Raw genomic sequence first — 14359 nt, forward strand, 5'->3', positions numbered from 1 at the left:
TCCCCCAATCAGTGCAGGCTGTGGTTGAAGTCTTCGCGGATCAGGCCCACAGCCAAGCCCTCAATGGCCAGGTTGCCTTCAGTCAGATCCACTTCAATGGGTTCAAAATCTTCATTTTCAGGAAGTAACCACACCCGGCTGCCTTCCTGTTTGAAGCGTTTGACCGTCACTTCATCATCTATCCGCGCTACCACCAATTGACCGTTTCGGGGTGCTTCCTGAGTGCGGTGAACGGCCAGAAGATCACCTTCCATGATCCCGATGTTCTTCATGCTCAGGCCTTTAACTCGCAGCAGATAGTCTGCTTTGGGGCTGAAGGAGGCGGGATCGACCTTCAAATGGGAATCGATGTTTTCCTGCGCTAGCAGGGGACTGCCCGCAGCCACCTGGCCCAGGACGGGCACGCCTTCAGGTACTTCCGGCTCCTTGGGCAAGCGAATCCCCCTGGAGGTGCCGGGCATCATTTCGATCGCTCCCTTCTTGGCCAGGGCCTTCAGGTGCTCTTCGGCTGCATTGGGAGATTTGAAACCCAGCAGACGGGAAATCTCGGCCCGGGTGGGCGGCATGCCCTTTTCCTGCATCGCTTGTTTAACGATGTCCAGCACTTCTTGCTGGCGCTTGGTCAATTTTTGCATGGTTGATCCCGGCAGTAGCTGTTTTGAGTAGTAGATGGGTATACAGAATGGATGCATGCCCAGCACTAGCTTTTCATACAGTATTCTAGCCGTTACACCCCCCGGGGTAAAGATTAATCCAGCAATTCAAACACCACTCTGACTCTGGCTTGGGCTTCCACCTTACCCGGCTGGACTTCAATATCACTTTGGCGGCCTGCTTCAGCCATCATCACTGCCTGACGTGGCTGGATGTTCGGGCTGCTGATTTCCTCGATTTCCAGGGCCTTGCCCAGGCTTTGTCCCAGGGTGTCGGCCAGGGTGCTGGCCTTGTCTCTTGCATCTTCCAGTGCGGCCGCCAGAGCGGGATTGCGTGTTTCAGCAGCCTGGGTGCTGTAATACTGCAGGGGGCCGAGCTGGGAAGGGCTGGCTTCAGCCAGCATATCCAGCCATTCACCGGCTTCTTCTACTGGCACGGCTTTGATTTGCACGTCACGAAGCGCCTGGTAGCCACTGATCTGCCATTGATCTCCCTGGCGCTGGCGCCGCGGATAGACCCTGAGCTGGCCGGCTTCAACGCTGATGGTTTCATTGCTATGGCGCTGCAGTTTGCGCAGCAGCCGTCCGAAATCGGCTTCCAGTTCCTGTAAAGCCAGGCGTGAATCCCGGTTTTCCTCACTGAAGCTGGCATGGATATTCACCCGGTCTGCATCCAGGGAAAGGCTGGCTTCTCCCTGCACCTCTAGATGAGCGATGGGAGCCCAATCACTGGCCAACAGGGGGGTGCTGATCCAAGCCAGCAGCAAGCTGGCAAGAAGGGGTTTTAAAAGGTTTTTCATGCGTTTAACTCCTGAAAGGTTAAGCATCAAGATAGCGGCGACTGGTCGAATCCAGGCGCCAAAGTAAGAGAGCGGCCGCGAAACTCAGTCCCAGGATCAGGCCATACCAGAAGCCACGAACGCCCTGAGGTCCCCAGGGGTTGTCGCCAAAGGCCAGCCACCAGCCCCCGCCCAGGCCAATAATCCAATAGGCGAGTAGGGTGATCAGCATCACGATGCGCGTGTCCTTGTAGCCTCGCAGGGCGCCCGCTGCATTGACTTGTAAAGCATCGGATATTTGGTAGAAAACGGCCAAGAGAATAAGACTTGTCGCCAGCTCCTGAACCTGGAAGTTGGGTGTATACAGCTGGACCACCCAGGGCGCAGACACGGCCATAAAGCCAGCGCTGATCAGTGCGATGAGTGCTGCCAGCTGCATGCCTTTCCAGGCTGCTTCACGGGCAGCCTCGCCCTTTTGAGCCCCGAGTAAATGACCCACCTTCACTGTCAGGGCCATGCCCAGGCTTAAGGGAACCATAAACAGCAGCGTTGTAAAATTGAAGGCAATCTGGTGACCCGCAACCACCACTTCACCGAGCCCGCCGATAAAAAGTGCAATGGTGGTAAACAGTGAAGCTTCGACAAAAATAGCCAGCCCGATGGGCAATCCCAACCAGAGCAATTGGCCGATCTGGTTTAAATCCGGCATCTGCCAACGACTGAAAACCTGGAAAGCGCGATACCGCGGTTGCCAGTGAACGTAGAGGCTGATCATCAAGGCCATAAACCAGAAGCTTAAGGCGGTGGCATAACCGCAGCCGACTGCTCCCAGTTGCGGGAACCCCGCCTTGCCGTAAATCAATAGGTAGTTAGCGGGAATGTTGAGCAGGAGGCCAAGAAAACTGATGATCAGAATGGGACGGGCATGATTCAGTCCTTCACAAAGGCAGCGCAATACCTGAAAAAAAGCCAGGGCCGGAAGTCCCCAGGCCAAAGCCTTAAGATAGGCAGCGGCCAAGCGTGCAACTTCCGGGTCCACCTGCATGAAATTGAAGACCCAAAGGCTGTTGCTCATGACCAGCCAGGCCAGAAAAATCATCACCAGACTCACCCAGCTGGCTTGATGCAGCAGGCTGGCCAGTTTTTGGGTTTCGCCACTGCCATCTGCTCGGGCGACCAGTGGTGTAACAGCGAGGAGGGTGCCGAAAATCAACAACATGATGGGTGCAAAAACACTGGTTCCCACGGCAACAGCAGCCAGATCCACGGCACTGAGCCGCCCGGCCATCAGGGTATCCACGACACCCATGCCGGTCTGGGCCAGATGTGCGCCCAGCAGGGGCAAGGCCAGCAATAGCAGGGGTTTGTTGTACAGCCAAAAACGTGAAGTCAGCATGAAAAATGATTAATCCAGTAGCCAGAAAAAGGCGGGTTAAAGCGAAGCCGCACAGGATAGCATCTTCCCGAGATAAATAGACTGCCGGGTCTTGATAAAAACGTTAAAATCAGCGCCCTAATTGATTACTTGGCCAGGGCAGGAGCTGTTTTGACTCATCAGGATTCTGAATACCGCGATTGCGAACAACTCATCCGTGTTTTTGCCGAGGTCTTTTATGACCGCTACCGCACCCGTTTGGTTCGCGGTGGTGATGAGCCCTTGTACCTTCCTGCATCCATCACTGGCGGCGACCATCAGATTATCTTTGCCCGCGGTTTTTTTACCAGTGCTCTGCACGAACTGGCCCACTGGTGTGTGGCTGGCGAAAAACGGCGTCAGTTGGAAGACTTCGGTTACTGGTACCTGCCGGACGGGCGCACCCCGGAGCAGCAGCGCGAATTTGAAAAAGTAGAGGTGCTGCCCCAGGCCTATGAACACTGCTTTACCCTGGCCAGTCGGCGGCGGTTTCATATCAGCGCCGACAATCTGTCCGGTAATCCTGGAGACACTCGCGGGTTTGAGCGCCAGGTCTATCGTCTGACGCAGCAGTTTCTGGAACAAGAAAGCTTGCTGGGGCGGGCTGGAGAGCTGTTTAATGCCCTTTGCACGGCTTGGCAGCATCCTTTTTCGCAGTGGAAAGAAGAAGCCCTGGAAGGTATTCGCGAGCGCTTGTTGGCGCTGGATGACCTGGCGGTTAGCTGATACCGCCAGGGGAAGTGTTTGGAGGCCTAGCTTTCGTAGGTCGGTAAGACCGAAGCCTGACGCGCACTGGTCAGGGTCACCTGACTGCCGATTTCAAAATAATCGTGGCTGGGCGTGATGGCACAGTATTGAACGCCCTCCTGTTCCAGCACATAGAGGTAATCATGGCCACGAAACTCGCGATCAACCACGCGGGCAGCATCAGGGTGGTTGCTGGCCGTCAGTTGCAGGTCTTCCGGGCGGAGTGACAGCTGAACTTCACCTTCACTGGCCCGATGCAGATGCACGGGTCCCAGCGGCGTTTCGGCAAAATTGCCCAGCGCCTTGCCGGAAAGCAGGTTGGTATGGCCCAGGAACTGAGCAACGAAAGCATTGGCCGGGTGCTGATAGACTTCCTGCGGCGTATCCAGCTGCATCAGGCGTCCTTTTTGCATTACCCCCACCTTATCGGCAAAGGTCAGCGCCTCGGCCTGATCATGAGTCACCAGGATGACCGAGGTTCCGGCCTCCTTGAAGAGTGCACGCATTTCTTTGCGGGTACTCTCCCTAAGGGCTGCATCCAGATTGGAAAAAGGCTCATCCAACAGCACCAACTCGGGCTCAGCGGCCAGGGTTCGAGCCAGTGCCACCCGTTGTTGCTGCCCCCCGGAGAGTTCATGCGGGTAGCGCTTGGCATATTCGGTCAGTCCCACCAGCTCTAACCACTGCATGGCCTTGGCTTCCTGCTTGCCTTTGGGGATATGGCGCATGGCAAAAATAACATTGCGCAGCAGAGACATGTGCGGGAAGAGGGCGTAATCCTGAAAGACGATGCCGATCTTGCGTTTTTGCGGTGGCAGTTCGGTTACATCCCGGTTGTACAGAAAAATCTGCCCGTCTGACGGATGCTCAAAGCCGGCCAGCATCCGCAGCGTGGTGGTTTTGCCACAGCCACTGGGGCCAAGAAGTGCCAGAATTTCACCCGGTTGGAGTTCAAAGCTGACCTGATTGACCGCCAGTTCATCCTCCTCGTTATAGCGTTTGCTAAGGCCTTTAACCTGCATCAAAGGCTGAATGAGCGAAGAATTGATCGCCTTGGGTGCATTCATCGTTTGCCCTCACTGTTTAAAACCATACCGACCGACAGGCTGGAGAAGACAACGATGGCCGCAGCAAAGGGAGCTGCTTCAGCCATGAGACCTTCAGAGGTGCGGTTAAATACGGTAACGGCCAGAGTGGTGTAGCCGGTGGGTGCCAGCAAAAAGGTAATGGGGAGTTCTTTCATGCAGAAAAGAAAAACCAGCACGATCGAGGCCAGGATACCCCGTCGCAACCGCGGGAAGACCACATGAAAGAAGGTGCTGACCGGGCCATGCCCCAGAGAAAAAGAGGCTTCTTCAAGGTTTGCCCGGGTTTGCATCAGTGAATTGCGAATCGGCCCCATGGCCAGGGCCAGGGTGGCCAGCGTCCAGGTGAAGATCAGCAAGGCCAGCGTCTGATAAAGGAAAAAGGCCGTATTCAGGGCAAAGAACACCATCGCCAGTGCCAGTGTCAGCGGTGGTAAGGCGTAGCCGATGTAGGTGGAGCGTTCCACCAGGGTGGAAATTTTGGAAGGATAGCGCACCAGCAAGTAGGCAATCGGCAAGGCAAAACCGGCAGCCAGTAGAGAAGCGGGCAGGGCGGCTGCGGCGGATCTCAGGAAGGTGGTGGGCACTTCCAGGAAGAAACTGAGATCCGGCGGTGACAGGAACAGCCAATAGGCCAGAATCATCACCGGCAGGCCGATGGAGCTCAGGAAAACCAGGATCAGGTAAAGCCAGGCAGGGTAGGCCTTCCAGCCCAGAGGCGCGGGGGCCTTGGGACGAGCAATGCCACTACCGACACTGGCCAGGCGCTTGCGCTTCAAAAGCAGGCTTTCCATCAGCAGGAAACTGCCCGCCAGTCCCAGCAGCATCAATGACAGCCAGGCAGCATATATACGATCAAAGGCACTGGAATACTGGGTAAAAATGGCATAACTGAAGGCTTCAAAACGCATCAGGGCCACGGCCCCGAAATCCCCCATGACGTAAAGGCCGATCACCAGCCAACCAGCCATCAAGGCCGGAGCCATGTGGGGCAAGAGTATTTTCATGAAAATCTGGCGCTGGCTGTACCCCAGGGCCTGGGCACTTTCTTCCAGGCTGCGATCCAGCCCCAGCAAGGTGGCCCGCAGGTTTAAAAAAAGATAGGGAAAGGTGTAGAGACCCAGCGCCAGAACCGCACCCGTGTAGCCATGAACTCGGGGCAGCTGCCAGTCAAACAACTGGGCGAAAATGCCATAGTGGCCGCCCAGGCCCAGGAGAGCATAGGCCATGACATAACCGGGGACCGCCAGGGGTACCACGGCCAGCAGAGTAATCAGCTTTTTGAAACGGATATCGGTACGCGTCACCAGCCAGGCCGTCGGCAGTGCCATGAGGGTGGTCAGGCAGAGCACGCCAAAGGTGAGCTTGAGGGTATTGAAAAGCAGTTCCAGGTTGCGTTCGCGGAAAACCAGCTGGCTTAATTCCTGGGGGTCAGCCTGAAAGGCTCTTAAAGCCAGGTAAATCAGCGGCAAAACCATGGCGATGACTGCAACCAGCGAAGGGATCAGGATATAGAAAGGCGGGCGTTGACCCCATATCCTGTAAAGATGACTGGCTGCACTCTTGCTCATGAAAGGGCTGACCCTGACTTGGATGGAAAAAATAGAGTCTTTTTAGAGACTTGGACTTTTGCAAGCTAGCAGATTTTTAACGGCTTGTAAATGATAATTATACTCAGCTCTATTTCCCTACGACCTGGATCAATTTATGGTTTAAGTCCTGAACCCAGGTTTCCAACCATTGCTGGCTGGCAGTCACCATGCCCTGGGGGGAAATGGATTCGACTTCAGGTAGGGCTGTCCAGCGCCCCTGCCAGAGGCTGTCCCCACCTGGTTCAAGCAGGTTGGCCTGGATGCTGATCAGAACTTCCCTACTTTCGGCATCCAGATACCATTCATGCAGGTGCAGGCGTAAACGGTAGTCTGCACGAAAGCCACTTTGGTCCAGGCTGACAGCGCCAACCCAGCTTTGGCTGGCCAGGTACTCCGTGACCAGACGTTGCAGCTGGCGGTCCAGGCTTTCTGCCCAGAGGTGCCGACTGAACGGTGTTAACGCCAATCCCGCATCCCGATACCAGATTTCCCGGTTTTGCAGGGGGGTTGCAGCCAGAGGCTGCTCGATGATCAAGCGAACTTCTCCCGGTTCTCCAGCCTGGCTGGTTTGAGCCGTGATCAGTGAAGCCAATAACAGCTGGCGGGGTGCAGGTGAGGGTTCAGGTAGCAGGCTGCAGGCAGACAGGGTGACCAGCAACCCGGCGGCCAGAAGTTTTTTCAACATTAGTCTTCTCCGGGTCCCAGGGGTTGGATTTGATTACTGCGCAGCCAGGTATCTTCTTCCAGGCGCAGCTGTTCCAAAAGCAATTCCAGTTTGCGCAGGGCCGGTCCCAGTTGGCGGCTGCCGCTGCGGGTATCGGCGATCAAACTTTGCAGGGAGGTGTTCAGAGCGCTGAGTTCGCCGGAAATCTCTTCTTTCATTTGTGGCAGTGTCTGCACCTGAGCGGATAAACCGCTGGCCAGCCGGGTCAGTTCTTCGGCCAGACGGGCATAGATCTCGGGGTCCAGCTGCTCCAGGCGTTCATTGCTGGTCGTCATCAATTCCCGGCTGGTTTGCATCAAACCGATCAGTTCGCTGCGCATCTGGTCGTCGGTCAACTCGGCCAATTGATTACTGACCCGGTTAAAGGATTGCAGCAGCTGGTTTAGCTGACTGCTCAGGTCTTCCAGGCTGTCCGTAAACTTGACCAGACGCGAAGCCTGGCTGGGAATTTCGGCAGGAAACTTTTTACTGGTGGGCAGGGGATCGCCCCTTTCTTCCCCGCCTTTGAGTTCCACGGTTAAAAGCCCGGTGACCCCCTGGTACTGAAGCGTGGCATAGGTGTCGGTTCGGATGGGGGCATCAGCATCCAGCATGAGTTTGAGGCGTACTTTTTCTTCCGGGTCGCTGACCAGGGCAATTGATTCCACATAACCGATAGGCACCCCCCGATATTTGACCTGGGCCCTTTCACTGAGACCGGATACCGAATCATAAAAATAGGTATAGTAGGGCAGGCGTGCATCCGCGTCGCTATCCAGGGTCATCCAACTGGTCAGGCCGATTAGTCCGGCCACCAGGCAGAGAACAAAAGCGCCGACGAGGGTGTAGTTGATATTGGGATTCATAGGCTGGACTTCCCTGCTTGCGTTCGGTTGGCAGCATTTCCGGCACGGGTATTGGCAAAATAGTGACGGATATCCGGGTCTTCCTCAAGGATCAATTCTTCCATGGGTGCTTTACGCAGGAGTTTTTTGCGGCCCAGAAAGGCCACCTGATCGGTGACCCGCCACAGCGAATCCAGATCATGAGTCACCTGGATCAGGGTCAGATCAAGATTGGCGTGCAGATCCAATAGAAGCTCATCGAAAGCACTGGCACTGGCCGGATCAAGCCCTGCCGTGGGTTCGTCCAGCAACAGCAGCGGCGGGTCCAAAGCCAGGGCACGGGCCACCGCAGCCCGCTTGAGCATGCCGCCACTGAGTTCCTGGGGCCAGAGGTGAGCAGCCCGCACGGGTAAACCCACCAATTGGATTTTCATCATGGCCAGATCGTCGAGCAGCGATTCGGGCAGCTGAAGCTGCTCGCGTAAAGGCAATTTGATATTTTCCAACAGGCTGAGGCTGGTAAAGAGTGCGCCCTGCTGGAACATCATGCCCATGCGGGTACGCAGCTGTTTGTAGTCTTCCCGAGTCAGCTCGGTAACCTCTTGCCCAAAAAGACGCAGCTTGCCGAAAGTGGGTTGATTGAGCAGGGCGATCACACTCAAGAGCACCGATTTGCCGGAACCACTGGCTCCCACCAGTGCCAGGCGATCCCCGCGATAAACACTGAGATCCAGATCCTGGTGAATCCATTCGTTGCCCATGCGCGTGTGAACCTGGCTGAGCTCGACCAGTGGCTCGGACTGCTTGTCCATCATGACCAGCCTACCCTGCTGAAAATGATTGAAAAGATGGCATCCAGAATGATGACCAGAAAAATGGCCTGGACGACGCTGCGGGTGGTGCGCTGACCGACGGCTTCAGCACCACCCTTGGCCAGAAAACCCTGCATGCAACCCACCAGCACGATGACCAGCGCGAAAACCGGGGCTTTAACCAGGCCCACCCAGAAATGACCCACGGGAATAGAACTGCCCAGACGCTGCCAGAAAGCCGTGGGGCTGATATCCAGCTGCAGGCTGGCGACCAGCATGCCCCCAGCCAGACCGGCCAGATCCGCCAGCACCGTCAAAAGGGGAAGGGTGATGAGCAGGCCTGCCAGCTTGGGGAAAACCAGCCAGGCATAAGCATCCTGACCCAGGGTTTCCAGGGCCTGGATTTCCTGATTCATCTTCATGGTGGCCAGCTGGGCGGCGTAAGCCGACCCTGAACGTCCTGCCACCAGGATAGCGGCAATCAAAGGACCCAGTTCGCGCAGATGGGTAATAGCTACCAGCTCCACGATAAAGATATTGGCCCCATAGGTGGCCAGTTGCAGTCCACCCTGCCAGGCAATCACCGCACCCAGCAAAAAGGCCATCAGGCTAATAATCGGCAGGGCATGGAGGCCATCTTTTTGGATGACATCCAGAATCAATTTGAGTTTGAGCTGGCCGGGATGGAGCAGAAGATCCACCAATCCCAGGCTGAGGCGGCCAATAAAATCCAGCAGTTGGCGAGCATGCTTGATGATCTTGATGCCGCGATAGCCGAGATCGGCCAGCCAATTGAGTTTTTCCTGGCGGGGTGGGGGCAGGCGTTTATCCCTGACCAAATAGAGAAGTTGGGTTTGGCGGGCCGTCAGGCCCTGCGGCCAGTTGCTCGGATGGGCACCAAAAATCTGCAGGAAGACCAGGGCACCGTTGGTGTCCATCTCCCGGCAGTCCAATAACAGCGGTAAAGCAGGGCGTTGCAGCCAGTCCTTGAGTGCCAGCCACCTGGCCAGCTGGGGGCTGGTCCAGTTGCCCTGGACCCGCATCTGGCTGGCTTCGGTGAGTAGTTTTGGGCTTGTCTGAGTTGACTCCATGTTTACTCCATCAACGCCCGCTGGCTAGGTTGCTAGCTTTTCGCCGTGGCAGCCGCTCTGGGCTTGTCGTTGCCACCAGCAGGATTTCTGCGCCTGGCTGGCCTGCGTTTTTTTCCATTGGCGGGCGGTTTTTTCCCGCTCGGACGGGGGTTGCCCGGCTGGTCTTCCATCACCGGTGGCTTGAAACCCTCCGCCTGCTGGCGGGGTATTTCCTGTTTGATCAGTTTTTCTATGGCTTTCAGTAGCTTGCCTTCATCTCCAGCAACCAGAGAAATGGCCTGGCCACTGGCTCCAGCACGACCGGTTCGACCGATACGGTGAACATAGTCTTCAGCAACATTGGGTAGCTCATAGTTGACTACTTGCGGCAAAAGATCAATATCCAGACCGCGAGCAGCAATATCCGTGGCGACCAGAAGCTGGATGCGCTTGTCTTTGAAACCAGCCAGGGCCTTGGTGCGGGCTGCCTGACTCTTGTTGCCATGAATGGCGGCGGCTTTGAAGCCACCTTCTTCCAGGTAACGAGTCAGCTTGTTGGCACCATGCTTGGTTTTGGTAAAAATCAGGGTCTGACCCCAGTTGTTCTCCACCAGCAGGTGGACCAACAGCGCGGGTTTCTGCTTTTTCTCAACCAGATACACGGACTGCTCGACTTTTTCTGCCGTGGTGTTGCGTGGACTGACAGAGATTTCCACGGGATTATGGACGAGACCCCGGGCCAGACTGCGGATTTCCTGGGAGAAGGTTGCAGAAAACAGCAGGTTCTGACGTTTTTTCGGCAGAACCTTGAGGATTCTTTTAATGTCGTGAATAAAGCCCATGTCCAGCATGCGATCGGCTTCATCCAGAATCAGCACTTCCAACTGGTCAAAGCGAACCGCATTCTGCTGGTAAAGATCCAGCAGGCGGCCGGGCGTAGCAACCAGAATATCGGCTCCCGCGCGCAGCTTCATCATCTGCGGATTGATTTTAACACCACCGAAAACCACGGTGGATTTAAGCCCCAGTCCCTGGCCGTAGGTAGAAACACTTTCACTGACCTGGGCGGCCAGTTCCCGGGTCGGGGTGAGAATCAGGGCTCTGACCTGGTTGGAGCGGGCGGTCGTGCCCTGGTGAAGACGCTCCAGCAGGGGCAGGGTAAAGCCTGCGGTCTTGCCGGTGCCCGTCTGGGCCGCGGCCATTACATCCTCACCTTCCAGAATGGCAGGGATAGCCTGGGCCTGGATGGGGGTGGGTTGGGTATAGCCGGATTTTTCTAATGCAGCAAGAATAGGGGCACTTAAGCCCAGAGAGGAAAAGCTCATATAATAAGGGGATCTCGGTCACTAAGAAGGGCGTCGCTTGGACGTGGCTGCAGCATACAGTAATGTCGGGGATAAATACACCTGTGTCTTGCAGCCGGTCCAGGCTTTGCTTTCCTGCTGCCTCTAACCGGATTTAAAACCGTTGAGCTGATAGATGGCTTCCCAGTAATGACGGTAATCCGGGCTGTCTTCGCGGCTGTAGTTAAGGTTACGGAAGAGCCCAGCCAGCTTGGTAAAGTGCTCGCGGATGGCTTCTTTCGTCTCCAGAGGCGGATGCTCGTAGAGACAACGCCTGAGCAGCTGGAAAAAAGTCTGCTGGCGCGCAATGGGGGTGGAGGCATCCACCTCGTCAAAGGCATCCTGCTGGAGATAGACCTGATCCAGGCACTGGGCCCGGTTGAAGGTGAGAAAATCCTTCAGGGTAACCCCTTCTTCGCCGGTGACCTGCATCATCTGCTGCACTTCTTCACCTTCGGCCAGTAGCTTCTGCAGCGCCCGCACCTGCTCGACCCAGCGGCTATCGAGGTGTTCGGCAAACCAGTCAGCCAGTTGATCCAGATAGCGGGACCAGGAAATCAGCGGGTCCACGGCCGGGTAGGCCCTTTTGTAGGCACGGTCGGCACTCAGCCCCAAAAAGGTTTTCACCGTGCGCAGGGTGGATTGGGTCACCGGTTCTTCAAAGTTGCCCCCGGCTGGCGAAACCGTACCGATCAGGGTCAGGCTGCCCAGCTGATCATCATTGTTGCGGATGAGTCCGGCCCTTTCGTAAAGCGTACGGATGGAGGAATCCAGGTAAGCGGGAAAAGCCTCTTCACCGGGAATTTCTTCCAGACGCCCGGAAGTCTCGCGCATCGCCTGGGCCCAGCGGGAAGTGGAATCGGCAATCAGGAGCACGTTATAGCCCATCTGGCGATAATATTCGCTCAGGGTAATGCCCGTGTAGATGGAGGCTTCACGCGCAGCCACCGGCATGGACGAGGTGTTGCAGATAATAATGGTACGATCCATCAGGGTGCCACCCTTGGGGTCGGGCATATTGGGAAACTCGGTGATGGTTTCCACCACCTCGCCGGCCCTTTCCCCGCAGGCGACAATCACCACGATATCAACATCGGAAAAACGCGAAATCAGACTCTGCAACACGGTTTTACCGGCCCCGAAAGGTCCGGGAATACAGGCCGTGCCGCCTCGGGCAATCGGGAAAAAGGTGTCAATCAGGCGGATGGAGGTCAAAAGAGGCTCATCCGGGTAGCAGCGTTCGCTGTAGCCCTGTTTCAGCAGTGGCTGGCAGACGGGAATCCGTACCGGCCATTTTTGTTGCAGGGTCAATTCCTGCACTTGACCTCGATGGTTACGGATACGCGCTACCGGGGTATCCACGGTAAAGGTGCCTTCCTGAATCCAGGTCACTTCGACTTCACCAGCCTGGTTGAAGGGCACCATGATCTTGTGCTGGAAACGACCTTCCTGAACCTGACCCAGGCTATCCCCGGCCTTGAGGCGAGCGCCGACCTTGACGCAGGGCTGGAAGGTCCATTTTTGCTGGGTATCCAGGCCTTCCACCTGCAGACCACGGGGCAGGAAAAAGCCCTGCTTGGCAGCAATGACTTCCAGGGGGTTCTGCAGGCCATCATAAACCTGACCCAGCAGGCCCGGCCCCAGGGTGACCGACAGCATCTGCCCGGATTGCAGAACAGCATCGCCCACAGCCACCCCGCGGGTATTTTCAAACACCTGAACATCCGCTTCCCCGTGACGAACACGCAGTACCTCGGCCTGCAGCTGTTCCTGGCGGCCATCGGCGGGAAGTCGCGAAGGGCAGATATAAACCACCTCGTTTTTAACCAGCGGATAAAACTGGCCTTCGTCATCCTTTTCCAGGCGCAGGGTGACGATATCGTCTCTGACGCCGGTGACTCGGGCTGTAACGTTGGCATCCATCATCGCAAGGCTTCCTCGAAGGCTAAATCCAGGGGTTGGGACAGGGTGGGCGAGGCCAGCAGCTGCTCGGTCATCCGGTGAAAGGCTGCCAGAGCCTCTTCACCGTTGCTTTGCAGGTGTTTTTCCGCCAGACCGAAACGCAGTACGTAGCAGACCAGGGTTTCCAGGGTGAAATGGAAACTGCGCTCGACAAACAACAATTCCTTCCAGAGATAGGTGTTCAGGGCCGCTTCCAAATCGCCGCTGGCACCTTTTTTATGCAGCTTGGCCAGTTCGCCCAAAAACGGCAGGGTGGCGTCCAGACCAAACAGGGGTTCCTGCCAGTGGCGGCGGATAAAACCCGTCCAGCGGCCACTGCCATAAAAATGTTCCGGCTGACTACCACTCTGATCACGACTGCGCAAGGCTGCCAGCAGGGTTTGCCATTCCAGGCGCTGTTCGACCAGCTGGCGCAACGCCGGTGATTTGATTTCTTTCAGCTGCCTTTGCCAATCCAGCACTCGTTGCTGGTCTGGCTGATTATCCACCCGGGTCAAAGGGGGATGATAGAGGCTTTCCACCCTGTCGAGCTGCTCCCGGTCTTCCTCACTTAACAGGGTCAGGCGCTTGTCCAGAGCAATGCGCGACAAGGGCAGTTCCTGCCTAGCCGTCAGTGCGGGCAGGTCGGGAAGGGCGGCAATCAGGGTGTAATAGCGCGACACTAGCGAATCACTCCTTCCAGGAGCGCCCGGAAACGCGGTTGCAGGTGGCGTAGCAGCAGTTTGGCAATGGCCTCGGAACTGAGATCCACCTCCACTTCCTGGCCCACCAGCCGCACGCGGATACCCTGACCGCCATGTGCCTTGAAGGTTACCCCTTCACGCAGAAGCTCCCCGGACAGGGATTGGACAAACTGGCTCAAACGTCCTTCACGGTATTCTGCGGCATTGCGTCTGAGTTCATCCAGGCCGATAAAAGTCGCTGGCAGCAGGACTTCAACTTCTTGCGCTGTTTCCAGACCGGCATCATCACGGACCCGGCCCACCAGTTCCAGAATCAGGCGACGCATAAAGGCGGCATCGTCCATCTGCTGTTCGATCAGGCGATCCACCTGATCGGTAAAACTGTGAGCCAGACTTTCCTTGACCTCCAGCAGCAGATCCCGCGCGGCCATTTTCAAGGCATCTTCACCGGCCTGACGCTTTTGTGCGGCTTCCTTGCTGGCCTTGGCTTTCAGCAACTCGGCTTCTTCACGGGCCTGGTTCAGCAGCAGCTCGGCTTCAGCCTCGGCATCCTTGATAATCTGCAGGGCTTCTTCCCGGCCTTTTTGAACCCCCTCGGCCCTGAGCTTTTCAATCAGGGCTTCTATGCCGGAGGAGGCCGGGCTTTTATCGACTTCGCTCATGCTTCAGCT

At 56.5% G+C, this 14359-nt stretch carries 14 protein-coding genes; 1 reads left to right on the plus strand and 13 read right to left on the minus strand.

The window, feature by feature from the left end; translation table 11 throughout:
• Positions 1–8 precede the first annotated feature (8 nt).
• The 3 genes from lexA to DFK18_RS01975 form a co-directional block, all read right to left on the minus strand.
• A complete protein-coding gene (gene lexA / locus DFK18_RS01965; RefSeq protein ID WP_114416513.1) occupies positions 9–635 on the minus strand; it encodes a transcriptional repressor LexA in 627 nt (208 codons plus the stop codon).
• A 113-nt stretch (positions 636–748) separates the two neighbouring features.
• Positions 749–1453, minus strand: coding sequence for an SIMPL domain-containing protein (locus tag DFK18_RS01970; RefSeq protein WP_162299656.1), 705 nt, complete (start codon positions 1451–1453; stop codon positions 749–751).
• A 19-nt stretch (positions 1454–1472) separates the two neighbouring features.
• The gene (locus DFK18_RS01975) at positions 1473–2828 is read right to left on the minus strand and encodes an MATE family efflux transporter (RefSeq protein ID WP_114416515.1); all 1356 of its coding nucleotides are present in this window, start codon (positions 2826–2828) and stop codon (positions 1473–1475) included.
• A gap of 150 nt (positions 2829–2978) precedes the next feature.
• Here DFK18_RS01975 and DFK18_RS01980 point away from each other — a divergent pair, with 150 nt between their 5' ends.
• Entirely contained in the window at positions 2979–3572 is a 594-nt protein-coding gene (locus DFK18_RS01980; RefSeq protein WP_114416516.1) for an elongation factor P hydroxylase, read from the plus strand.
• A gap of 26 nt (positions 3573–3598) precedes the next feature.
• On the opposite strand, the gene DFK18_RS01985 is transcribed toward DFK18_RS01980, so the two are convergent.
• The 10 genes from DFK18_RS01985 to DFK18_RS02030 all read right to left on the minus strand — a co-directional run bounded on the left by DFK18_RS01985 (position 3599) and on the right by DFK18_RS02030 (position 14350).
• A complete protein-coding gene (locus DFK18_RS01985; RefSeq protein ID WP_114416517.1) occupies positions 3599–4660 on the minus strand; it encodes an ABC transporter ATP-binding protein in 1062 nt (353 codons plus the stop codon).
• The gene (locus tag DFK18_RS01990; RefSeq protein ID WP_218563872.1) at positions 4657–6249 is read right to left on the minus strand and encodes an ABC transporter permease; all 1593 of its coding nucleotides are present in this window, start codon (positions 6247–6249) and stop codon (positions 4657–4659) included. The genes DFK18_RS01985 and DFK18_RS01990 overlap by 4 nt, the downstream gene beginning before the upstream one ends.
• 109 nt (positions 6250–6358) lie before the next feature.
• Positions 6359–6955, minus strand: coding sequence for an ABC-type transport auxiliary lipoprotein family protein (locus DFK18_RS01995; RefSeq protein WP_114416518.1), 597 nt, complete (start codon positions 6953–6955; stop codon positions 6359–6361).
• A complete protein-coding gene (locus DFK18_RS02000; RefSeq protein WP_114416519.1) occupies positions 6955–7839 on the minus strand; it encodes an MlaD family protein in 885 nt (294 codons plus the stop codon). Before DFK18_RS02000 ends, DFK18_RS01995 begins: the two co-directional genes overlap by 1 nt.
• Positions 7836–8633 (minus strand): ABC transporter ATP-binding protein, encoded by a 798-nt coding sequence (locus DFK18_RS02005; protein ID WP_218563873.1) that lies wholly within the window; start codon positions 8631–8633, stop codon positions 7836–7838. Before DFK18_RS02005 ends, DFK18_RS02000 begins: the two co-directional genes overlap by 4 nt.
• A complete protein-coding gene (locus DFK18_RS02010) occupies positions 8630–9721 on the minus strand; it encodes an MlaE family ABC transporter permease (protein WP_114416521.1) in 1092 nt (363 codons plus the stop codon). The genes DFK18_RS02005 and DFK18_RS02010 overlap by 4 nt, the downstream gene beginning before the upstream one ends.
• A gap of 32 nt (positions 9722–9753) precedes the next feature.
• A complete protein-coding gene (locus DFK18_RS02015) occupies positions 9754–11025 on the minus strand; it encodes a DEAD/DEAH box helicase (RefSeq protein WP_114416522.1) in 1272 nt (423 codons plus the stop codon).
• A 123-nt stretch (positions 11026–11148) separates the two neighbouring features.
• Positions 11149–12969, minus strand: a complete 1821-nt coding sequence (locus DFK18_RS02020; protein WP_245944311.1) for a V-type ATP synthase subunit A — start codon at positions 12967–12969, stop codon at positions 11149–11151.
• Entirely contained in the window at positions 12966–13667 is a 702-nt protein-coding gene (locus tag DFK18_RS02025; protein ID WP_114416523.1) for a hypothetical protein, read from the minus strand. The genes DFK18_RS02020 and DFK18_RS02025 overlap by 4 nt, the downstream gene beginning before the upstream one ends.
• Entirely contained in the window at positions 13667–14350 is a 684-nt protein-coding gene (locus tag DFK18_RS02030) for an ATPase (protein ID WP_114416524.1), read from the minus strand. The genes DFK18_RS02025 and DFK18_RS02030 overlap by 1 nt, the downstream gene beginning before the upstream one ends.
• Positions 14351–14359: the final 9 nt, after the last annotated feature.

Source organism: Marinospirillum perlucidum (assembly GCF_003336805.1).
Lineage (GTDB): Bacteria > Pseudomonadota > Gammaproteobacteria > Pseudomonadales > Halomonadaceae > Marinospirillum > Marinospirillum perlucidum.